The sequence below is a fragment of the Streptomyces sp. ICBB 8177 genome (assembly GCF_003144095.1).
GTDB lineage: Bacteria > Actinomycetota > Actinomycetes > Streptomycetales > Streptomycetaceae > Streptantibioticus_D.
The window spans coordinates 614,336-635,813 of record NZ_NSKH01000003.1 but is presented as its reverse complement, the minus strand read 5'-3'; the positions used below and the strand labels follow the sequence as shown (position 1 = coordinate 635,813).

19 protein-coding genes and 2 rRNA genes are annotated in these 21,478 nt (G+C 73.0%); 18 read left to right on the top strand and 3 right to left on the bottom strand.

The annotated features are described in order from the left end of the window. The 10 genes from CK485_RS05725 to CK485_RS05680 all read left to right on the top strand — a co-directional run. Nucleotides 1-77: ribosomal RNA gene (locus CK485_RS05725) — 23S ribosomal RNA — on the top strand; the annotation flags it as partial. Between the two features lie 69 nt (nt 78-146). After that, nucleotides 147-263, top strand: a 5S ribosomal RNA gene (gene rrf / locus CK485_RS05720). 79 nt (nt 264-342) lie between these two features. Then, the gene (locus CK485_RS05715; RefSeq protein ID WP_109447516.1) at nt 343-1,029 is read left to right on the top strand and encodes an HAD family hydrolase; all 687 of its coding nucleotides are present in this window, start codon (nt 343-345) and stop codon (nt 1,027-1,029) included. A 68-nt stretch (nt 1,030-1,097) separates the two neighbouring features. Continuing rightward, on the top strand, nt 1,098-2,300 hold the full coding sequence (locus tag CK485_RS05710) for an MFS transporter (RefSeq protein ID WP_109447679.1): 1,203 nt from the start codon (nt 1,098-1,100) through the stop codon (nt 2,298-2,300). Beyond that, complete coding sequence (locus CK485_RS05705) at nt 2,269-3,450, top strand: acetoin utilization protein AcuC (protein ID WP_109447681.1); 1,182 nt, start codon at nt 2,269-2,271, stop codon at nt 3,448-3,450. The genes CK485_RS05710 and CK485_RS05705 overlap by 32 nt, the downstream gene beginning before the upstream one ends. Nucleotides 3,451-3,576: 126 nt before the next feature. Continuing rightward, on the top strand, nt 3,577-4,392 hold the full coding sequence (locus tag CK485_RS05700) for a phosphatase (protein ID WP_109447677.1): 816 nt from the start codon (nt 3,577-3,579) through the stop codon (nt 4,390-4,392). Nucleotides 4,393-4,521: 129 nt separating this feature from the next. Next, nucleotides 4,522-4,731, top strand: a complete 210-nt coding sequence (locus tag CK485_RS05695) for a helix-turn-helix domain-containing protein (RefSeq protein WP_109447514.1) — start codon at nt 4,522-4,524, stop codon at nt 4,729-4,731. Between the two features lie 135 nt (nt 4,732-4,866). Then, nucleotides 4,867-4,965: an AURKAIP1/COX24 domain-containing protein gene (locus tag CK485_RS05690; RefSeq protein WP_003948845.1), complete on the top strand. Its 99-nt coding sequence runs from the start codon at nt 4,867-4,869 to the stop codon at nt 4,963-4,965. A gap of 310 nt (nt 4,966-5,275) precedes the next feature. Next, nucleotides 5,276-6,316, top strand: coding sequence for an NAD-dependent epimerase/dehydratase family protein (locus tag CK485_RS05685; RefSeq protein WP_109447512.1), 1,041 nt, complete (start codon nt 5,276-5,278; stop codon nt 6,314-6,316). Nucleotides 6,317-6,369: 53 nt separating this feature from the next. After that, nucleotides 6,370-7,635 carry a lysophospholipid acyltransferase family protein gene (locus CK485_RS05680; protein ID WP_109447510.1) on the top strand — a complete coding sequence of 422 codons (1,266 nt, stop codon included), beginning with the start codon at nt 6,370-6,372 and terminating at the stop codon, nt 7,633-7,635. Nucleotides 7,636-7,689: 54 nt separating this feature from the next. Here CK485_RS05680 and CK485_RS05675 read toward each other — a convergent pair whose 3' ends face one another. The 3 genes from CK485_RS05675 to CK485_RS05665 all read right to left on the bottom strand — a co-directional run bounded on the left by CK485_RS05675 (nt 7,690) and on the right by CK485_RS05665 (nt 11,395). Then, complete coding sequence (locus CK485_RS05675; protein ID WP_109447508.1) at nt 7,690-8,934, bottom strand: DUF5667 domain-containing protein; 1,245 nt, start codon at nt 8,932-8,934, stop codon at nt 7,690-7,692. Between the two features lie 327 nt (nt 8,935-9,261). Next, entirely contained in the window at nt 9,262-10,089 is an 828-nt protein-coding gene (locus tag CK485_RS05670; RefSeq protein ID WP_109447506.1) for an ECF subfamily RNA polymerase sigma factor, BldN family, read from the bottom strand. A 358-nt stretch (nt 10,090-10,447) separates the two neighbouring features. Beyond that, nucleotides 10,448-11,395 (bottom strand): HAD-IB family hydrolase, encoded by a 948-nt coding sequence (locus CK485_RS05665; protein ID WP_109447504.1) that lies wholly within the window; start codon nt 11,393-11,395, stop codon nt 10,448-10,450. A 126-nt stretch (nt 11,396-11,521) separates the two neighbouring features. On the opposite strand from CK485_RS05665, the gene CK485_RS05660 reads away from it, so the two are divergent. From CK485_RS05660 to CK485_RS05625, 8 genes are all read left to right on the top strand, one after another. Continuing rightward, complete coding sequence (locus tag CK485_RS05660; RefSeq protein WP_199239232.1) at nt 11,522-11,809, top strand: glutaredoxin family protein; 288 nt, start codon at nt 11,522-11,524, stop codon at nt 11,807-11,809. Nucleotides 11,810-12,440: 631 nt separating this feature from the next. Beyond that, a complete protein-coding gene (locus CK485_RS05655) occupies nt 12,441-13,115 on the top strand; it encodes a 3'-5' exonuclease (RefSeq protein WP_241968147.1) in 675 nt (224 codons plus the stop codon). A 131-nt stretch (nt 13,116-13,246) separates the two neighbouring features. Then, nucleotides 13,247-13,996, top strand: coding sequence for a redox-sensing transcriptional repressor Rex (locus CK485_RS05650; RefSeq protein WP_109447500.1), 750 nt, complete (start codon nt 13,247-13,249; stop codon nt 13,994-13,996). After that, nucleotides 13,993-15,324, top strand: a complete 1,332-nt coding sequence (locus CK485_RS05645) for a glutamyl-tRNA reductase (protein WP_109447498.1) — start codon at nt 13,993-13,995, stop codon at nt 15,322-15,324. Before CK485_RS05650 ends, CK485_RS05645 begins: the two co-directional genes overlap by 4 nt. Beyond that, the gene (hemC, locus tag CK485_RS05640) at nt 15,321-16,337 is read left to right on the top strand and encodes a hydroxymethylbilane synthase (RefSeq protein ID WP_109447496.1); all 1,017 of its coding nucleotides are present in this window, start codon (nt 15,321-15,323) and stop codon (nt 16,335-16,337) included. The genes CK485_RS05645 and hemC overlap by 4 nt, the downstream gene beginning before the upstream one ends. Further along, nucleotides 16,334-17,953: a uroporphyrinogen-III synthase gene (locus CK485_RS05635; protein WP_109447495.1), complete on the top strand. Its 1,620-nt coding sequence runs from the start codon at nt 16,334-16,336 to the stop codon at nt 17,951-17,953. Before hemC ends, CK485_RS05635 begins: the two co-directional genes overlap by 4 nt. A gap of 539 nt (nt 17,954-18,492) precedes the next feature. Continuing rightward, entirely contained in the window at nt 18,493-19,494 is a 1,002-nt protein-coding gene (gene hemB / locus CK485_RS05630) for a porphobilinogen synthase (RefSeq protein ID WP_109447493.1), read from the top strand. Nucleotides 19,495-19,838: 344 nt separating this feature from the next. Further along, the gene (locus CK485_RS05625) at nt 19,839-21,446 is read left to right on the top strand and encodes a helix-turn-helix transcriptional regulator (RefSeq protein WP_109447491.1); all 1,608 of its coding nucleotides are present in this window, start codon (nt 19,839-19,841) and stop codon (nt 21,444-21,446) included. The last annotated feature ends 32 nt before the right edge of the window (nt 21,447-21,478 follow it).

Here is a 21,478-nt window from a genome sequence, read left to right as displayed (position 1 = left end):
CTGGGTTGATAGGCCGGAGATGGAAGCCAGGTGACTGGTGGAGTTGACCGGTACTAATAGGCCGAGGGCTTGTCCTCAGTTGCTCGCGTCCACTATGTCAGTTCTGAGACAACGAACCATGGTCATGGTTCACAGTTTCATAGTGTTTCGGTGGTTATAGCGTTAGGGAAACGCCCGGTTACATTCCGAACCCGGAAGCTAAGCCTTTCAGCGCCGATGGTACTGCAGGGGGGACCCTGTGGGAGAGTAGGACGCCGCCGAACAATTCTTCAGCCGCTGGCCTGTGATGGTGTTCCGTCACAGGCCAGCGGCTTTTTCGCGTTGTCTCGTTACAGTAGAGCGATGCGCTACGACCTCGTGATCTTCGACAACGACGGTGTGCTGGTGGACAGCGAGCCGTTGTCGAACCGGATACTCGCCGGCTACCTCACCGAGCTCGGACACCCCACCACCTACGAGGACTCCGTCCGGGACTACATGGGCGCCGCGCTCCACCGCGTTCACGACGTCGTACTCGAGCGGTCGGGCCGCACGCTCCCCGCGGAATTCGACGACGTCTTCCACGCCCGCGTCTTCGAGGCGTTCGAGCGTGAGCTGCGGCCGGTGGACGGGATCGCGCAGGTGCTGGAGAAGCTGGACGCGGACGGGGTGCCGTACTGTGTGGCGTCGTCCGGGAGCCATGAGCGAATCCGGGTCGGGCACCGGGCGGCCGGGCTCACGCGGTACTTCGACGACGCGCGTCTGTTCAGCTCACAGGACGTCGGACGCGGCAAGCCGGCCCCCGACCTCTTCCTGCACGCGGCCCGTTCGATGGGCGTCGCCCCGGAACGTTGCGTCGTCGTGGAGGACAGCCCGCTCGGCGTCCGGGCCGCCGTCGCCGCCGGGATGGACGTGATCGGCTTCGTCGCCATGACGCCGGCCGAGCGTCTGGGCCGTACCACCGCCCTGTACGCCCACCCCTCCGAGCTGCCGGGTCTGTTGGCGGGAGCCCGTGCCCGCGGCCTCTCCGCATCGGATACCAATCAGTAGCGTGATCTCTCTCCCGTAAACGCGCCCCTCCCCGTACGCTCCACCTCCAACGGGACGCGGAGGTGGACGTGGACGCACGGCTTCGGCGCGGCAGGGCATCGCTCGCCGTCAGCTTCTTCGTGCAGGGGGCGGTCTTCGCGCTCCTGGTGACGCGCATCCCCGCGTTGCAGGACCGCTACGGGATATCAAACGCGCTGCTGCCGGTCTTCCTCGCCGCCGTGCCGATCCTCGCCGGGGTCGGGAGCGTGACGACCGAGCACGTGGTCAAACGGGTGCGGCCGACGGTCGTGCTGCGGTGCGTGCAGCCGGTGGTGTGCCTGGCGCTGCTGGCCTCCGGGTCGGGCAGCCGGCTGTGGGAGTGCGCCGCGGGCCTGGCGCTGTTCGGCATCACGGTCGGCGCGCTGGACGCCTCGATGAACATGCTCGGCGTCAGCCTGCAACGCGCGTACGGCCGCAGCATCATGCTGGGGTTCCACGCCGCGTACAGCCTGGGCGGGATCGTCGGGGCGTCGCTGGCGTGGGTCGGGGCGCACTGGCACCTGTCGCTGGCCGCGCTGTACGCGCCGAGCGTGGTCGTGCTGATCCCGGTCGCGGTGGTGGCCGGCAGGTGGTTCGTCGACGAGCAGCCGCAGGTGGCCGAGGCGCTCCAGGAGGAGGAACGGACCGCCGCCGCGCTGTCGTTCCGGCCGCTGCTGCCTCTGTGCTTCGTGATGGCGTTCGCGTACATCGGGGACTCGACGGTCTCCAACTGGAGCGCGAAGTACCTCCAGGACATCCTGCACAGCTCCGAACAGCTGTCGACCGTCCCGTACAACGTCTACATGGTGACGACGCTGCTGGGGCGGGCGGTCGGTGACCTGGGGGTGCGGCGGTTCGGGCCGGCGCCGGTGGTGCGGTTCGGGTCGGTGCTGGCGGCCTGCGGGTTCGCGGTGGTGGCGGCGGCGACCGGGCCGTGGATGGGGATGCTCGGCTTCACCGTGCTGGGCTTCGGGCTGTGCGTGATCGTGCCGCAGACGTTCGCGGCGGCCGGGCGGCTGTTCCCGCAGGCCTCCGACACCGCGATCGCGCGGCTCAACGTCTTCAACTACGTGGGGTTCCTGGTGGGATCGCCGCTGGTCGGCGGGCTCGGCGACGCGTGGAGCTACCGGGGCGCCATGCTGGTGCCGATGGTGCTGGTGCTGGCGACACTGCTGTACGCCCGTTCGTTCGGTGGCAAAACGGACCGATACGGTGTCGGGCATGAGCGGGCGCGCGCGGTTGATGTGGGATGAGGCGGTCACGGGCTACGACTTCGGGTCCGGCCACCCGATGGACCCGGTGCGGCTCGCGCTGACCAGAGCGCTGGTCGAGGCGTTCGAGCTGACCGGTGCCGGGCCCGGGCGGGTGCCGGTGGTGGCGGCCCGGGCGGCCGGCGAGTCCACGCTGCGCCTGGTGCACCGGCCGGACTACATCGACGCGGTGCGGCGGGCCTCGGCCGATCCGAAGAGCGCGGACGGCGGCTACGGGCTGGGCACGGAGGACGATCCGGCGTTCGAGGGCATGCACGAGGTGTCCGCGCTGATCGCGGGCCAGTCGGTGGGGGCGGCCGAGGCGGTGTGGCACGGCGAGGTGGAGCACGCGGTCAACTTCGCGGGCGGCCTGCACCACGCGATGCCCGGCGCGGCCTCCGGCTTCTGCGTCTACAACGACCCGGCCCTGGCCATCGCCCGGCTGCTGGAACTGGGCGCGCGGCGGGTGGCGTACGTGGACGTGGACGTCCACCACGGCGACGGCGTGCAGGCCGCGTTCTGGGACGACCCGCGGGTGCTGACGATCTCGCTGCACGAGCACCCGCGCACCCTGTTCCCGCAGACCGGCTGGCCGGAGGAGACCGGCGGCGCGGCGGCGGAGGGCGGCGCGGTCAACGTGGCGCTGCCCGCCGGGACCGGCGACGAGGGGTGGCTGCGGGCGTTCCACGCGGTGGTGCCGCCGCTTCTGGCCGCGTTCCGCCCCGAGGTCCTGGTCACCCAGCACGGCGCGGACACCCACTTCGAGGACCCGCTCGCGCACCTGGCGGTGAGTCTGGACGCGCAGCGCGCGGTCGCCGAGGCCTGCCACGAGCTGGCGCACGAGCACACCGGCGGGCGCTGGGTCGCGCTGGGCGGCGGCGGGTACGCGGTGGTGGACGTCGTACCGCGCACCTGGACGCACCTGGTGGCGCTGGCGGCCGGTGCGCCGATCGCGCCCGAGACCGAGACACCGCAGGAGTGGCGGCACGAGGTCTACCGCAGGGCGCGGCAGAGCGCGCCACTGCGCATGACGGACGGACGCACGCCGCAGTGGCGGGACTTCGACGAGGGCTACGACCCGGCCGATCGCCTGGACCAGGCGATCCTGGCGACACGGCGGGCGGTCTTCCCCTCGCACGGACTGCTGCCCTGAGGCCGCCGCCGCTTCCGCGTCATGACGCGGCCCGGCAGCGTGTGCGGCTGGTCCGAAAGACCCTCAAAAGAGGGGGATTTGGCGACATGTCGGTGTAGTCCGCCGCGTATGGGTCAGCATCGGGACATGGTGAGTGCCTGCGCCCTGCGCGCGCATCTGCTGGCCGCCCGGCTCGCCGGGCCGGTGGCCACGGCTCGGGAGTCGAGCCTGCGCAGCTACCAGTTGTTCGCCCAGCGCGACCCCCGCTACCTGATCGGGCTCGATCCCCGAGGGCGCTGGACCCGGGGCGAGTTGTTACGGCTGATGTCGGAGCGCTGCGGCAACTCGCCCGATCCGTTCCGCGTCACCGGGCAGGAGTTCATCGACCCGGACCGTACGGTGGCGGCGCTGGACGCGTTCGCGGGCCGGATCGGGGCGGCCGCGCGGGAGCGGTCGCCGGTGCTGCTGGGGACCGGGCACCCGCAGCGACTCCTGGGGTTCTACGCCGTGTTGGCGGGTGCGCTGTCGGCGGCGGGCTGTCCGGTACTCACCCCCGCGTACGGTCGATGTATCGACATCTCGACCCGATTCGGGCTACGTACCCACACCCTGGACTACCTGCACGGTGTGGCCGTGGTGCGCCCCGCGGACGGCGGCGCGAACGGGAGCGGTCCGGGGGCGCACAGCCACTCGCCGCTGCCGGTCCGGGCGGCGCTCGCGGCCGCCGCCGAGGGTGAGGGGCCGCTGCCCGGGCTGGTGATCGGTGACCACGGATGGGTCTGCGGGGCAGGTCAGCTGGGGGTCGAGGCGATCGGGCTGGCGGACGTCAACGATCCGGCGCTCTTCGTCGGTGAGGCGGAGGGGAGAGTGGCGGTCGCCGTTCCGCTTGATGACGCTGTGCGATCTGATTACTACCGGCCGCTTACTCGCTATGTACTCAATCGAGCGTGTCTGTCACAGTAGGCAACCGAACGGTACTCCTCTTCCCCACTTGCCTCACCCGCACCTAGTCTGGTGTAGAGCGCACGTGAGTGCCCGAGTCGCCGGAGGGGAAGCCGGTGGCCGTCATGTGCGGAAGGTTCAGGTGTTGTCATGGCGACAGACGAAAGTTCTCTCGGCCAGATCCAGTTCCTGACCGTGGCCGAAGTGGCCGCAGTGATGCGCGTCTCCAAGATGACCGTGTACCGGCTGGTGCACAGCGGTCATCTGCCGGCGATCCGGGTGGGCAGGTCCTTCCGCGTGCCTGAGAAGGCCGTCCACGACTACCTCAGGGAGTCCTACGTGGGGGTGGAATCGGCTTAGAGTTCACCCGCGCCGACGGCCTGGCGTCACCCCGGATTACGTCCGCCGCGATCGGGCGGGTAGTCTTGGCCGACGTAGGTCGTGTGGGCTCGGACGCCCCGCACCGAGTGATTCCAATCGTGAGCGAGGGTAGTCGTGGGCTCTGTCATCAAGAAGCGCCGCAAGCGCATGGCCAAGAAGAAGCACCGCAAGCTGCTCAAGCGGACGCGTGTGCAGCGCCGTAACAAGAAGTAAGGCCAAGCGAGCGAGCGCCATGCGTTAGCGAGCCGTTCGTGGGCTCTCCCTGCCCCCGGGCCACCGTCGGTCATACGACGGCGGACCGGGGGCAGTGGTGTATGGCGGGGGCGTCACCACGTGGGGCCCGCCCCGGTGGTTCGTGGCCGAAACGCCCGCGTCCGGTGTGGTGCGTGGGGGCCACCGCGCCGACACTTGGCGTACATCGTCCGTCACGTCCCGCGTTCCCCTGACACCACAGCGCAATATCGAACCGATACGGTGGCGTAACGGTGGCTCGAACAGCCGGGTGAGAAGGAAGGCTTCGACCTTGGGCAACGTCGTGCTCGTCACGGGAGTGGCTCGGCGGCTGAGCGGCCGGTTCATCCGGAGCGTCCAGCGCGAGCCCGGCGTGGACCGGGTGATCGGGGTGGACTCCGTGCCGCCGGAACATCCCATCGGCGACGCGGAGTTCGTACGGGCCGACATCCGGCACCCGATGATCGCCAAGGTGCTGGCCGAGCACGCGGTCGACACGGTCGTCCACCTGGACGTGACCGGCATGCCGCTCGGCCGCGCCAGGGGCGGGCGCGCGCTGGTCAAGGAGACCAACGTCATCGGCACCATGCAGCTGCTCGGCGCCTGCCAGAAGGCGCCGAGCGTACGGCGGCTGGTGGTGAAGTCGACCACCACGGTCTACGGGTCCGCCCCGCGCGACCCGGCGGTCTTCCGCGAGACCACCTCGCCCAAGTCGCTGCCCGGCGGCGGCTTCGCCAAGGACGCCGTCGAGGTCGAGGGGTACGTGCGCGGGTTCGCCCGGCGGCGGCCCGACGTGGCGGTGGCGGTGCTGCGGTTCGCCAACATCCTGGGGCCGAGCGCCGACTCGCCGCTCGCCGAGTACTTCTCGCTGCCGGTGCTGCCGACCGTCCTCGGCTACGACCCGCGGTTGCAGTTCGTCCACGAGGACGACGTGCTGGAAGTGCTGCGGGTGGCCTCCCGCGAGCCGGAACGCGGCACCCTCAACAGCGGCACGTTCAACATCGCGGGCGACGGCGTGCTGTTGCTGTCGCAGACCGCGCGGCGGCTGGGCAAGCCGACCGTGCCGGTGCTGCTGCCCGCGGTGCGCTGGGTGGGCGCCGCGCTGCGCGGGGTCGGGGTGACCGACTTCTCGCGGGAGCAGATCAGGCTGCTGACGCACGGGCGGGTGGTGGACACCACGCAGATGCGTGAGACGCTCGGATTCACCCCGCGGTACACCACCGCGGGCACGTTCGAGGACTTCGCGGCGTGCCGGGGCCCCGGACTCCTGCCGCCCGACCGGCTGGCCCGGGCCGTCGACCGGATCGCCGCGGCGCTGCCGCACGAGGCATGAGCACCGCCGACACTTCCAGCACCCTCAAGCGTTCTACCGGGAGGAGCCGCACGATGGCGGACGCCAAGGTCATCCCACTCGACGAGGACACCCGCGCTCGGCGTGGTGCGCGGGCGGGAGGCGGCGGGCGGCCCCGGGGCAGGACCACCGGCCGCCCGGGCCTGGCGGCGGTCCGCACGGACGAGGCGGCGGCGCGCGGTGACGCGTCCCGCGACGACGGGACCCGTGAGGGCACGGCACGTGGGGACGCGGCACGTGGGGAAGCGGGACGCGAGGACACCGCACGTGAAGGCGCCGCACGCGGGGAGGCCGCCGTCGCCGAGGCCGCGTTGGAGGGGCCCAGGGACGACGGCGACGCCGGCGCTCCTTGCGCGCACGCCCCCGACGAGCCGGAGAGCGCCTCGCCGGGTTCCGCGCTCGGCGCGGTAGCCGGTGCCCTCACCGACGCGGTCGCAGGGGCCGCCGACCGCGTGCTGGGCGGGCGTTGGGACCGCAGGGTCGCGGGCGGGCTGTCGTTCCTGCGCCGGCGGATCACCGGCGACTACGAGGTCGACGAGTTCGGCTTCGACGAGGAGCTGACCGACCAGGTCCTGATGTCACTGCTGCGGCCGCTGTTCGACTCGTACTTCCGGGTCGAGGTGAAGGGCGTGGAGAACATCCCGTCCGCCGGCGGCGCGCTGGTGGTCGGCAACCACTCCGGGACGCTGCCGCTGGACGCGCTGATGGCCCAGGTGGCGGTGCACGACCACCACCCCTCGGGGCGCCATCTGCGGCTGCTCGCGGCCGACCTGGTCTTCGTGCTGCCGCTCGTCAACGAGCTGGCGCGCAAGGCCGGACACACCCTGGCCTGCGCCGAGGACGCCCAACTGCTGCTGGAACGCGGCGAGGTGGTCGGGGTGATGCCGGAGGGCTTCAAAGGGCTGGGCAAGCCGTTCTCCGAGCGCTACAAGCTCCAGCGGTTCGGGCGCGGCGGCTTCGTCTCGACCGCGCTGCGCACCGGCGTGCCGATCGTGCCGTGCTCGATCGTGGGCGCGGAGGAGATCTACCCGATGGTCGGGGACGCGAAGATCCTGGCCCGGCTGCTGGGCTTCCCGTACTTCCCGGTGACGCCGACGTTCCCGTGGCTGGGGCCGCTGGGGCTGGTGCCGCTGCCGACGAAGTGGACGATCCAGTTCGGCGAGCCGATCCCCACCGACGGCTACGCGCCCGAGGCGGCGGACGACCCGATGCTGGTCTTCAACCTGACCGACCAGGTGCGGGAAACGATTCAGCACACGCTCTACAAGCTGCTGGTGCGCCGCCGCTCGGTGTTCTTCTGACCGAGCCGCGGCGCAACCAGCGTGCGGGCCTTCCGATAAGTGCGTGCGTACGCGCTACTTGCTGTCGTCCCCGCCGGTGATGCCCAGGCCCGGCAGCAGACCGGGCAGGAGCGGCGGCACGGTGACACCGGGCTGCGACCTGCCGTCGCCGCCGCTGCCCGAGCCACCCGAGGCGGGGGGCTGGCTGCCGCTGGTCGGGGCCGGGTTGAGCAGGCCGCCGGTGTTGCCGCCGATCAGGCCCTGGCCCGAGGTGGTCGACGCGGACGGTGCCGCGCTGCCCTTGCCGTGGCCGGTGCGGCCCTGGTCGCCGGACGGGCTGCCGCTCACGCCGGACGGCTCGTGGCCGCTGTCGCCGGGCGCGGAGTTCTCGGAACCGCCGCCCCGGGTGTCGTGGTGGACGGCGCCGGAGGTGGCGGGCAGCAGGTGGCGCAGCGGTGCGACCTCGCGCTGTATGGCGGTGAAGACCGAGGTCACCTGGTCGCCCACGCCGGTCAGCTGCGAGGGCAGGTGCTTGCGCATCTGGTCCCAGGCCACGCCGTGCTGCTGCTGGAACGCGTTGAGCGCCTCGATGGGGGCGAGCGAGCCGTCCCGCTTGTAGGCGGCGCTGAGCAGCTGGTGGCCCTCGGCCGCCTCGTTGTGCATGCCGAGCAGGGCGCCGCGCACCTCGCGCACCGACTCGGCGTCCAGCGGTCCGGAACGCCCGCGTTCCATCAGGCGGCGGGCCTCCTGCATCCGCGTGGAGGCCATGTCCAGCAGCACCTGGCCGCGGGCGGCGTCGTCGCCCGCCATGCCGAGGCGCAGGTCCTCCATGCCGCGCTTGAGGCCGTAGAGCGTGTCGCCCGGCAGCGCGTTGGTGCTGGCGGCGGCGACGCCGGTGAACGCGCCGGCCGTCACGCCGACCGCCAGACCACCCGCCGCCAGCCGCCGGGACCAGCGGGTCCGCGGCCGCAGCCGCCCCAGGTCCCGGCGGGAACCGGCGCGGGTGGCGCGCTGCTCGGGCACCCGGCCGGCGGTCTCCAGGGAGCCGTCGGCGATCGCCGCCTCCATGGCCGCGATCAGCTGGGCGCGCTGCACCGTCTTGGTCTCGGCGTCCATCTGCGGCTTGGGCAGGGCCGTGACGGCCCGGGCCACGGCGAGCAGCTGACCCTGCTGGGGGTCGGCGTGCCGGTCCGCGGCGTGCGCCGGATGGCCGTCGGCGGACTCCCTCTCGCCCGCCGGCCGCGTGCCCGCCGACTCCATCGACTCCAGACCCTGGGCGAAGGCGTTCGCCCGCCGGTGCGCCGTTGCTTGTCCGATCACGGGCGGCACCTCCTCTCGTCATCACCTTCGACTCCCGCGGGCGCCCGGAGGGTTGCGCACGGTGCGTGTGACCACTCGATCGAGTGAGTGGAGCGAGGCGTCGTGCGGCCACGGGGAGTCCGCACTCCATGCAACGAGCGTCGTGGCACGCGGGTTACGCGGCACTGATGATGTGACCGGTACATGCAGAAATTCCGTTATGCGGTGGGGAGTTCGGCCCGGCGCGCGGGGGCGTGCCGGGTCAGCGGACGCCTGCCGACGTCGGACCAGCGGACGCCTGCCGACCTCGGGTCGGCGGGCGTCTTCCGGCGCCGGGTCACCGGAAGGTCAGCGGGCGTCTTCCGGCAGCAGCCGGGCCAGGGTGCGGACGGCGCGGTACTGGAGGGTCTTGATCGCGCCCTCGTTCTTGCCCATGATCCGGGCGGTCTCGGCCACCGACAGGCCCTGGAGGAAGCGCAGGGTCACGCACTCCTGCTGCTGCGGGTTGAGCTTCTTGACCGCCTGGAGCAGGCTCTCGTTGGACAGGTGCTCCAGCACCGAGTCCTCCGGGCTGCGCTCGACCTCGTTGGCGTCGAGCATTTCGCCGGTGGTCACTTCCAGCCGGAACCTGCTCGACTTGAAGTGGTCCGCGACCAGGTTGCGCGCGATCGTGACCAGCCAGGCGCCGAAGTCCCGGCCCTGCCAGGTGAACGTGCCGATCCTGCGCAGCGCCCGCAGGAACGTCTCGCTCGTGAGGTCCTCGGCCGTCGCCTTACCGCCGACCCGGTAGTAGATGTACCGGTAGACGGTGTCGCAGTAATGGTCGTAGAGCCGGCCGAACGCCTCGGTCTCGCCGGCCTGCGCGCGCTCGACCAGTTCCATCATCCGCAGGCTGTCGCTGTCGGCGGGCGGACGCCGCGAGGAGGCGCCGGCGCCGGGGGACCGGGTTCCGGGGGCGCGGGTACCGGTGCGCTGCGCCGCCGGGCTGCCGAGGCGGGAGGTGCGCGGAACTGCTCTGCCGACGGCGGAGGTGCCGCCGGCGGCCATGGCGAACGCGGTTGCGGGGACGGCGTACGCGGGGACGGCGTACGTGGGGAGGACCTGGCGCAAGCGGTCGGCAACCTGTGCCCGCAGCGCGGCCAGGCCCGAGGCGTCAACCCCGACGAGTGGGTACACGGGACTCCCAGATGCAGGACTTCCATCACGATCAGTACGGAACCGTTCACCCGCCGTAGGGACGCGTGGGTACCGGTGTGCGTCTGAGGAGAATAACGCTTCGTACAGACGACGCTACACCGAGTTGCCGAATTAGCCGGATGCGCTCGTTCCGTATCGCATTGATGACCGGTCAATTACGGGGTGAGCGGCCTAAGTTGACCGTTTGGGTGCGTGGAATGTCCGGAACCAGGGCGTGTTGTGCCGATGTGGCGGCCCGGGGAGTGGCGCGGGCCGCGCCGGGGTACGGGACGGGGATGCCCGCGCGGACGGTGCGGACGCGGCCGTCCGCACCGCGCGTGCGGGGCCGTTGATCCGGCTACCGCCTGCGGCGCTGTATGGCGGCGGCGGCCACCGCGCCGCCCGCCACCGCGCCCACGCCGGCCGCCGCCGGAAGGCCGATGCGGGCCGCCTTGCGGCCGGTTCGGTAGTCGCGCAGTCGCCAGTCGTGTTCGCGGGCGTGCTTGCGCAGCGCGCTGTCAGGATTGATCGCGTACGGATGACCGACCAGCGACAGCATCGGGATGTCGTTGGCGGAGTCGCTGTACGCGGCGCAGCGGGCCAGGTCGAGGCCGCGGGCGGCGGCCAGCGCCTTGACCGCCTCGGCCTTGGCGGGCCCGTGCAGCGGTTCGCCGACCAGGCGGCCGGTGTAGACGCCGCCGACCGATTCGGCGACGGTGCCCAGCGCACCGGTCAGGCCCAGGCGGCGGGCGATGATGGTGGCGGTCTCGACGGGGGCGGCGGTCACCAGCCAGACCGGCTGGCCCGCGTCCAGGTGGGCCTGGGCGAGGGCGCGGGTGCCGGGCCAGATCTTGCCCGCCATGTACTCGTCGTAGATCTCCTCGCCGATGGCCATCAGTTCCTCGACGCGGTGGCCCTTGACGATGGACAGCGCGCTGTTGCGCACGTCCTCCATGTGGCCCGGGTCCTCGGTGCCCGCGACCCGGAACCAGGTCTGCTGCCAGGCGAAGCGCAGCAGGTCGCGCTTGTGGAAGAACTTGCGCTTGTACAGGCCGCGGCCGAAGTGGAAGATCGCCGCGCCCTGCATCACGGTGTTGTCGAGGTCGAAGAACGCGGCGGCCCTGGGGTCCCCGGCGACGGGGAAGCGGGACTCCCGGTCCTCCGCCTCGCGCGCGTCGTCGGCCGCCTCGGCGGGCGCCGCCTGTTCGCGCACCGCGAGAGCGGCCTCGGCGGCGGCCTCTCCGGCCAGCACGCTGCGCGGACTCGCGGAACGGCGCCGCGCGGTGAGCCATCCAAGAGCGGGCATAGGGCGAGCATAGCCATTGCGTTCGACCGGTCAGGGACGGGCGCCGCGCGCTGACGTGAACTCCTCAGGACGCGGGTGTGACGGGGTACGCGGGCGGGACGCCGCGCGCGGGCGGGGCGGGGGACAATGGCGGGCGTGAGCCCTCTGTTCGGCCGCAGCGCCGCCAAGAACCCCGCCGACCGCGTCGTGACGCTGATCGGCAAGCCGGACTGCCACCTGTGCGACGACGCGCGGGCGATCGTGACGAAGGTCGCTTCCGAGGTGGGCGCGACGGTGGAGGAGCGGGACATCACGCGCGACGAGGAGCTGTTCCGTACGTACTGGGAGCAGATCCCGGTCGTCCTGATCGACGGCGAACAGCACGACTTCTGGCGCGTCGACGAACGGCGCCTGCGCAAGGCGCTCGGGGCCTGACCCGGGGCCTGGCGGCCCCTGCCGGGGACGAGCCCGCACCCCGGTGCCCTGCGGGCCTGCGGCCCGGGCTTGGTGTGCGGGCCCGCGGCTTGTGTGCGCGCGCTTGGCGATAGCGCGGGGCCGTTTTGGCTGCGGCGGTGCCGGGCTGTCGGCCTGTGGTCCGCGCACGGGATCGGCTCGCTCCCCTCCCTGCCGGCGGCTTGCGGCTGCGCCAGGGCGATGGGCCTGCGGCCCGCGTCTCGGTGGGTGCGCTTCCGGCTCCGCCGGGCCGCGAGCCTGCGGCCCGAGCCTGAGCTGCGCCCCGCGCCCCGCGCCCCGCGCGACCGCGCCGGACTATGGGCCCGCGGCCCGGGCCCAGCGCCCGCGGAGTCGCCGTGAGTGCGGCTGCGGCATGAGGCCTGGGCGCCTCGCCCCCGTCCACCCGGCCGGCCCCGACCTCGCACCCCACCTCCCGTCGGACGGGCCGCTACGGCCCGTTCCCGTCGCGTTGCCTTCCGTGGTCATACGGGCGTCTTCGGGGCGTCTTACGCCGTCTTCCCCGGGTTTTCCTCCTGGTCGCGTATTCGGTTGCCTTCGACTACCATCGAGGCGTTTTGTTCGGGCTGGGGGCATACGCAAGGACGGTGAACGGGTGCTTCCCGGCTACGCGGTGGTCGACGTCGAGGCCACCGGATCCAGCTCGCGCAGGCACCGCGTCGTCGAGGTCGCCGTCGTCCAGCTGGACGCCGAGCGCCGCGTCCAGGGCGAGTTCAGCACCCTGATCGACCCCGAGGGCCCGGTCGGCCCGACCCACATCCACGGCATCGAGCCGCACCACCTGCTGCCCGCCCCCCGCTTCCCCGGCATCGCCGCCCGCCTCGCCGCCCTCCTGCGCGGCCGGGTCCTGGTCGGCCACAACGTGGGCTGCGACCGCGCCTTCCTCGCCGCCGAGTTCGACCGCGCCGGGATCGCGATGCCCGACGTCCCCACCGTGTGCACGATGCGGCTGGCGCAGGAGTCCTTCGGCGCGCCCTACGGCCTGAGCCTGCGCGCCTGCGCCCGCGCGGCGGGGATATCCGGCTGGGCCGCGCACACCGCGCTGGGCGACGCGCGCGCCTCGGGGCAGCTGTTCGCCCGGTGCGCTCCCGAGGACCGCGGGGAGCTGGCCGAGGCCGCCGCGGTGCGGTGGCCCGTGTCGGCGCATATGACGGACGCGGATGCCCGCTGGATAGCCCGGCGGGCCGGTTTCCGTCCCCTCGCGGGCGCCGGAAATGGGGACGAACGAGACCGCCGAATGGTTTCCTCCGGCCGTGACGGGGGTGCGTGATGCCCATCACTTCACAGGGGCAAATCGGACACCATCTTTGTGCACGCGTTCACAAAGACATAGCCTGGCGAGTACAGGGCCACGCCAGGGAAGGCGTGCGTCCGCAGCCCAGCTCTACCCGCAGGAGCATCGTGGCAACTGGCCGAACTCACCGACCGGCGACCCGGAGCCGAGGGATTCCCGAGGCCACCGTCGCCAGGCTTCCGCTGTACCTGCGGGCGCTCACCGCTCTGTCGGAGCGGTCCGTACCCACGGTCTCCTCCGAGGAACTCGCCACCGCGGCGGGCGTCAACTCCGCCAAGCTGCGCAAGGACTTCAGCTACCTCGGTTCCTACGGCACCCGCGGTGTCGGCTACGACGTCGAGTACCTCGTCTACCAGATCTCCCGTGAGCTGGGCCTGACCCAGGACTGGCCGGTCGTCATCGTCGGCATCGGCAACCTCGGCGCGGCGCTGGCCAATTACGGCGGCTTCGCCTCGCGCGGCTTCCGGGTCGCGGCGCTGATAGACGCCGACGCGGCGCAGACCGGCAAGATGGTCGCGGGCCTGCCGATCCGCCACACCGACGAGCTGGAATCGATCATCTCGGACAACCTGGTGTCGATCGGCGTGATCGCCACCCCGGCCGGTGCCGCCCAGGAGGTCTGCGACCGGCTGGTGGCCGCCGGGGTCACCTCCATCCTCAACTTCGCGCCCACCGTGCTGTCCGTGCCGGACGGGGTGGACGTGCGCAAGGTCGACCTGTCGATCGAGCTGCAGATCCTCGCCTTCCACGAGCAGCGCAAGGCGGGCGAGGAACTGGGCGAGGCGGTCGCCACCGCCCGCAAGGCCGTCAGGCGCCCGGGATCGGACGGGGACGTTCCCGCCGTGATGCCCGTATGAGTCTGCTCGTCGTCGGCCTGAGTCATCGCAGCGCTCCGGTGACGGTGCTGGAGCGTGCCGCGCTGACCGAGGACGCCAAGGCCAAGCTGCTCCAGGACACCCTCGCCGCCGAACCGGCCACCGAGGCCGCCGTGCTGGGCACCTGCAACCGCATCGAGCTGTACGCGGAGGTGGACAAGTTCCACGCCGGCGTCGCCGAGCTGTCCACCCTGCTGTCGCTGCACAGCGGCGTCGGCCTGGACGAGCTGACCGAGCACCTCTACGTGCACTACGAGGACCGGGCGGTGCACCACCTGTTCTCGGTGGCCTGCGGCCTGGACTCGATGGTGGTCGGCGAGGGCCAGATCCTCGGCCAGATCAAGGACGCGCTCAGCCTCGGGCAGGAGCTGCACACCGCGGGCCGCGGCCTGAACGACCTGTTCCAGCGGGCCCTTCGGGTCGGCAAGCGGGCCCACAGCGAGACCGGGATCGACAAGGCGGGCCAGTCGCTGGTCACCTTCGGCCTGGACCGGCTCACCGCCCTGATCGGCCAACTGCCGGGCAAGCGCGCCCTGGTGGTCGGCGCGGGCTCGATGTCCTCGCTGGCCGCCACCACGCTGTCCCGTTCCGGCGTCGCCGACCTGGTGGTCGCCAACCGCACCCTGGAGCGCGCCGAGCGCCTCGCCGCGCAGCTCGGCGGGCGGGCGGTGCCGTTCGCGGACGTCGGCCGCGAGCTGGTCCGCGCCGACGTGGTCGTCTCGTGCACCGGGGCGACCGGCCTGGTGCTCGACCGGGACGCGGTCGCCGCCGTACTGCCCGAGCGGGCGCCGGACGCCGCGCCGCTCGGACTGCTGGACCTGGCCATGCCGCGCGACGTGGACGGCGCGGTGCACGACCTGCCCGGCGTCCACCTCGTCGACATCGAGGACCTGGCCGCCGCCTCCGCCGACGCGCCGATGGCCGCCGACGTGGACGCGGTTCGGCGTATCGTCTCGTCGGAGGTCGAGGCGTTCGGCGCCGCCCTGCGGGCCGAACGCATCACGCCGACCGTCGTCGCGCTGCGAACCATGGCCGCCGACGTGGTCAGCGCGGAACTCGCCCGCCTGGACGGGCGCCTTCCCGACCTGGACGACCGGTCGCGCGCGGAGGTCACCCAGACCGTGCGCCGCGTCGTCGACAAGCTCCTGCACGCGCCCACCGTGCGGGCCAAACAGCTCGCGGGCGAGCCCGGCGGCGCCGGGTACGCCGACGCGCTGCGCGAACTGTTCGACCTCGACCCGCAAGCGGTCGTCGCCGTCAGCCGCGCCGACGCCGTGGGCCCGAACGACCCGAATCGAGGAACATCATGACCGCGGCGCGGAGCGCCTCCGTCGAGGGCGGTGGCGGGCGACGGGAGGGCGCGGCACCACTGCGGCTCGGTACCCGCCGCAGCAAGCTCGCCATGGCCCAGTCCGGCCAGGTGGCCGACGCGGTGCGGGAGTTGACCGGCCGGCCCGTCGAGCTGGTCGAGATCACCACGTACGGCGACACCTCGCGTGAGGCGCTGGCGCAGATCGGCGGCACCGGTGTGTTCGTCTCCGCGCTGCGCGACGCGCTGCTCGCCGGGGACGTGGACTTCGCCGTGCACTCCCTGAAGGACCTGCCGACCGCCGCGCCCGAGGGCCTGACGCTCGCCGCCGTGCCGCGCCGGGAGGACCCGCGCGACGTGCTGGTCGCCCGCGACGGGCTGACCTTCGAACAGCTGCCGGACGGCGCGCGGGTCGGCACCGGCTCGCCGCGCCGGATGGCCCAGCTGAACGCCTGGGCGCGACAGCTGGACCGCCGGATCGAGACCGTCGCGATCCGCGGCAACATCGACACCCGGGTCGGGTACGTCACCTCCGGTGAGCTGGACGCCGTGGTGCTGGCCGCGGCGGGACTGACCCGGATCGGGCGGCTGGGGCCGGTGACCGAGTTCATCGACACCGACGCCGTCCTGCCCGCGCCCGGCCAGGGCGCCCTGGCCGTGGAGTGCGCGGCCCGCGACACCGCGCTGGCCGACGCGCTCGCGCGGCTCGACGACCCGGCGACCCGGGCCGCCGTGACCGCGGAGCGATCCCTGCTCGCCGCCCTGGAAGCCGGCTGTTCCGCCCCCGTGGGCGCGCTCGCCGAGCCCAGCACCCACGGGTCCGGCGCGCACCAAGTAACCGAGCTGCGTCTGCGGGGGGTCGTCGGCACGACCGACGGCACCACGCTGATGCAGATGTCCGCCACCGGCGGCCTTCCGGCATCCCACGACGAGGCGGTGGCCCTGGGCCGCGAACTCGCCGAGGAGATGCTGGCCAAGGGCGCGGCCGGTCTGATGGGGGAGCGAGCACTTTGAGCCCCACCGCCACGCACAAGCCCGTCCAGGGGCACGTCACCTTCCTCGGTGCCGGGCCCGGGGATCCCGGGCTGCTGACACTGCGCGCCGTCGAGGCGCTGGCCGACGCGGATGTCCTGGTCGCCGACCCCCGGGTGCTCGACGTGGTGCGCGTGCACGCGCGGGCCGCCGCGGAGGCACCCGAACTCGCGGCGCTGGACGGCGTCGTGGGTGCCGCCGCGCATGCCTCCAAGCTTGTCATGGCGTCCGCGAGCAACGGCAAGCGGGTGGTGCGTGCCGTCGCGGGCGACCCCGGCCTTGACGGCGGCGCCGCCGAGGAGATGCTCGCCTGCGCGCAGGCCGGCATCCCGTTCGAGGTGGTGCCGGGCGTCGCGACCGCGGTGGGCGTGCCGGCCTACGCGGGCGTGCCGATCGGGCAGGACGTGCGGTTCATCGACGCCGCGACCGCGGACACCCGGTGCTGGACCGAGGTGGGGTCCTCCGACGCCACGCTGGTGGTCTCCACCACGCTGGAGTCGGTGGCCGCCACCGCGAGCGAGCTGATGGCGGCGGGCCGCAAGCCGGACACGACCCTCACCGTCACGGTGGCGGGCACCACGACCCGGCAGCGCACCTGGAACGCGACCCTCTCGACGATCGCGGCCGAGCTGAAGGCGGCCCGGGCGCTGCCCGCGGCGGAGCCGGGCCAGGCGGCGATAGCCGTGGTGGGCGAGCGGGCGGCCGGTGAGCCCGGCCAGCTCTCCTGGTTCGAGACCAAGCCGCTGTTCGGCTGGCGGGTGCTGGTGCCGCGCACCAAGGAGCAGGCCGCGTCGCTCTCGGAGCAGCTGCGTTCCTACGGCGCCGTGCCGCACGAGGTGCCGACCATCGCGGTGGAGCCGCCGCGCACCCCGCAGCAGATGGAGCGCGCGGTCAAGGGCCTGGTGACCGGCCGCTACGAGTGGATCGCGTTCACCTCGGTCAACGCGGTCAAGGCGGTTCGCGAGAAGTTCGAGGAGTACGGCCTGGACGCCCGCGCCTTCGCGGGGATAAAGGTCGCGGCGGTCGGCGAGTCGACCGCGCGGTCGCTGATCGAGTTCGGCGTCAAGCCCGACCTTGTGCCGTCCGGCGAGCAGTCGGCGGCCGGGCTGCTGGAGGACTGGCCGCCGTACGACCCGGTCTTCGACCCGATCGACCGGGTGTTCCTGCCGCGCGCGGACATCGCCACCGAGACGCTGGTGGCGGGCCTGATCGAGCTGGGCTGGGAGGTGGACGACGTCACCGCGTACCGCACGGTGCGGGCGTCGCCGCCGCCGGCCGAGACGCGGGAGGCGATCAAGGGCGGCGGGTTCGACGCGGTGCTGTTCACTTCGTCGAGCACGGTACGGAATCTTGTCGGCATCGCCGGCAAGCCGCACAACGTCACCGTCATCGCGTGCATCGGGCCCGCCACGGCGAAGACCGCGCAGGAGCACGGGCTGCGGGTCGACGTCATGGCACCGGAGCCGTCGGTCCACGCGCTGGCCGAAGCCCTGGCGGACTTCGGCCGCTCCCGCAGGGCCGCGGCCCTGGAGGCGGGCGACCCGGTGACCCGCCCCAGCGAACGCCGCCCCGGCTCCCGCAGGCGAGCCCGAGGCTGACCGCCTCGGGCCCGAAGGAAACGATCGCCTGGGCCCCGTAAGGGGCGCGGGGAACTGCGCGATCAGCCGGGACGGACGGATAGAGGGCCACTCGCCGTCGCGGTTACGGTCGTTTCAGGACCACCGGCCGTCAGTGGCTGAGCGCGCAGTTCCCCGCGCCCCTTGCGGGGCTTATGCGATCGCGTGACTTCGAAGGGGGCGCGGGGAACTGCGCGACCAGCCGGGACGGACGGGTAGGGGGCCACTCGCCGTGCGCGTTACGGTCGTTTCAGGGCCCACCGGCCGCGCCCCTCGGGGCTCATGCGATCTTCGTGACTTCGAAGGGGCGCGAGGAACTGCGCGACCAGCCGGGGCGGAGGGGCAGAGGGCCACTCGCCGTGGGGCTACGGTCGTTTCAGGACCACTGGCCGTCACTGGTTGAGCGCGCCGTTTCCCGCGCCCCTTTCGGACTCGCGCGATCGGATGGGCCCCGCCGGGCCGGGGGACGGCCGGGAGACGCGTGGCGCGTAGCCGAACCGCAGAAGAGAAGGAGCCGCACGATGACCCACGAAGACGGCGGACCGCTCGTGCCGATCGAGCGTCCGCGCCGCCTGCGGACGACCCCCGCAATGCGGCGGATGGTCGCGGAGACGCGCCTGCACCCGGCCGACCTGATCCTCCCCGCGTTCCTGCGCGAGGGGATCAGGGAACCGCGGCCGGTCTCCTCGATGCCGGGAGTCCTCCAGCACACCCGCGACAGCCTCCGCAAGGCCGCCGCCGAGGCGGCCGCGGCCGGGGTGGGCGGCATCATGCTGTTCGGCGTGCCGGAGCACAAGGACGCGATCGGGTCGGGCGGTACGGACCCCGAGGGGATCCTTCAGGTCGCCATCCAGGACGTGAAGGCGGAGACCGGCGACGCGCTGGTCGTCATGTCCGACCTGTGCCTGGACGAGTTCACCGACCACGGCCACTGCGGTGTGCTGGACGCGGCGGGCCGCGTGGACAACGACGCGACGCTGGAGCGGTACGCGGAGATGGCCCGGGTCCAGGCGGCGGCGGGCGTCGACGTGGTCGGCCCCAGCGGCATGATGGACGGCCAGGTGCGGGTGGTCCGTGACGCGCTGGACGGCGCCGGGTACCAGGACGTGTCGATCCTGGCGTACACCGCCAAGTACGCCTCGGCGTTCTTCGGCCCGTTCCGCGAGGCGGTCGACTCCTCGCTGAAGGGCGACCGCAAGACGTACCAGCAGGATCCGGCCAATGCTCGCGAATCCCTGCGGGAACTGGCGCTGGACCTGGCCGAGGGCGCGGACATGGTGATGGTCAAGCCCGCGCTGCCGTACCTCGACATCCTGCGGCAGGTCGCCGACGCGGTGGACGTGCCGGTCGCGGCCTACCAGGTGTCGGGCGAGTACGCGATGGTGGAGGCCGCCGCGGCCAACGGCTGGGTGGACCGGGACCGGATGATCATGGAGACGCTTCTCGGCGTGCGGCGTGCCGGAGCGGGCATGGTGCTGACCTACTGGGCGACCGAGGTCGCGGAGCGGCTGCGTTCCGACTGACCGGTTCTTGACGCTTGCACAGGTGGGCGGGTCATCGGCGAGACGGCGCACAGCCGTGTTCGGCCGGTGCCCGCCCTCCGCCGTTGCGGGGCTTTTCCCGATCCGCCGGGCCCGCCTGCCGGGACGGCGATGGCGAATTTGCTCCACGAGCGCCCGCAAGGAAAGCGCATATTCGGCCACCCCGTTAACGTCTGCGGTCAACTCCCCTTTAAAGTACGGGAGTTGTAAGGGTGTTCGGCGGGGAACGCGCATGACGCGGAGTCGGGCGTACGCGAGCGCCCCCGGACTCATGTCTCCACGTCGTGCCTTAGCTGGCCGTGCCTGAGCTGGAGGAGCGCATCCCGATGACCACGACGGCGAAGTCGCCCGCCCCGGCCGGCGGGCCGGTGACGTCCCAGGGCCGCCGGTGCGCTCGGTGCGGCTGTGTGCTCAGCGCGTACAACACCGACGAGACGTGCGGCGCCTGCACCCGTGCCGCGCTGCCGCCCGCCGACGACACGCCGAAGGTGCCCGCCCGGGTGTGGTCCGACCCGGAGATCCGCGAGGCGCTGGCCGCCTGGAACTTCGGCCAGGTCTCCCGTCTGGTCCGGCAGCGCGGGTCGATCCGGCAGGAGGACGTGGCCCAACTGACCGGGCTGAGCCAGGGCTTCCTGTCCATGCTGGAGTCCGGGGCCCGCCGCCTGACCAGCATCGACCGCATCGTCGACTTCCTCGACGGGCTCGCCGTCCCCGCCGACCTGGTCCGCGTCCCGCGCCGCCGGCCGGTGCCCAGGACCGCCCCGGCCGCCGCCGCGCCGCGATCCGCCTCGCTCGCGTCGGTGCCGCGCGGCACGGTGTCGTTGCCCGCGCAACGCACGTCCTCCGTGACGGAGTTGGACTCGCGGCGCTCGGACGCCGATGCGCCGTGGACCGCGGAGTACGCGGTCACCGCCCTCGCCGACGCCACCGCCGCGCTGACCTCCGGCGTGGCCTGCGCCGCCGTGCCGAGGCTGCCGGAGCTGACCGGTCACGCGCACCGCTGGGCGACCGCGGGGCCGTGCGACGCCGCCCGCCGCGACGGCGCGGGCGCCGAGGTCGCGGCGGGGCTGCCGGAGCGGCTGCGGGCGACCACCGAGGTGTTGCGCGGCATGGACGAGGAGCACGGCGGCGGCAGCCTCGCGCCCGCCGCGACCGCCCATCTGGGCGTCGTCGTCGGCCTGTTGCGCGGTGGGAGCTACGACGCCGGGACCGGGCGGGAGCTGGCCGCCGTGGCCGCCGACGCCGCCGGGCAGGCCGCCTGGTTCCAGGTGGAATCGGGCCGCCCGGTCGCCGCCTCGCTGCGGCTGCTGCTGGCCGCGCTGCGCGTCGCGCACGTCGCCGACGACGCCCGGGTGGGCGCGGGCGTGCTGCTGGGGCTCGCGGTGGGCGCCTGCCGCACCGGGCAGCCGGTGGCCACGGTGGACCTGGCCAGGGCGGCCCGCGAGGGCACCCGGGAGTACGACGCCCCCGCCCTGCACGCCGCGTTGCTCACCTGGGAGGCGCGCGGGCACGCCCGGCTGGGGCGCCGCCGCGAGACGTTGCGCGCGCTGGGGCTCGCCGCGGAGCTGTGCGTACGCGGTCGGGGCGGCGAGGAGCCGCAGTGGCTGCCGCCGCTGGGCGAAGGCGACATCCAGGCGCAGGCGGGCAGTTGCCACCTCGACCTCGGCGACCACCGTGAGGCCGCGCACCTGCTGGACCTCGCGGCGACGCGCCTCGGGCCCGGGCGGTCGCGGGCGCGGGGTCTGGCGCTGGCCAGGTCCGCGCAGGCGAGGCTGCGTCTCGGCGATCCGCAGGGCGCGTACGAGACGGCGGATCAGGCCCTCCAGATCGCCGCCCGGATCCGCTCGGCCAGCCTGGAGGAGCAGGTGCGGCCGCTCACCGAGGCGCTGCCGGGCCTGGCGCAACGCCGTTCCCCGGGACCGGCCGACGCGTAGACTTGGGCCTTCGCAGGGCCCCTTCGCGGACG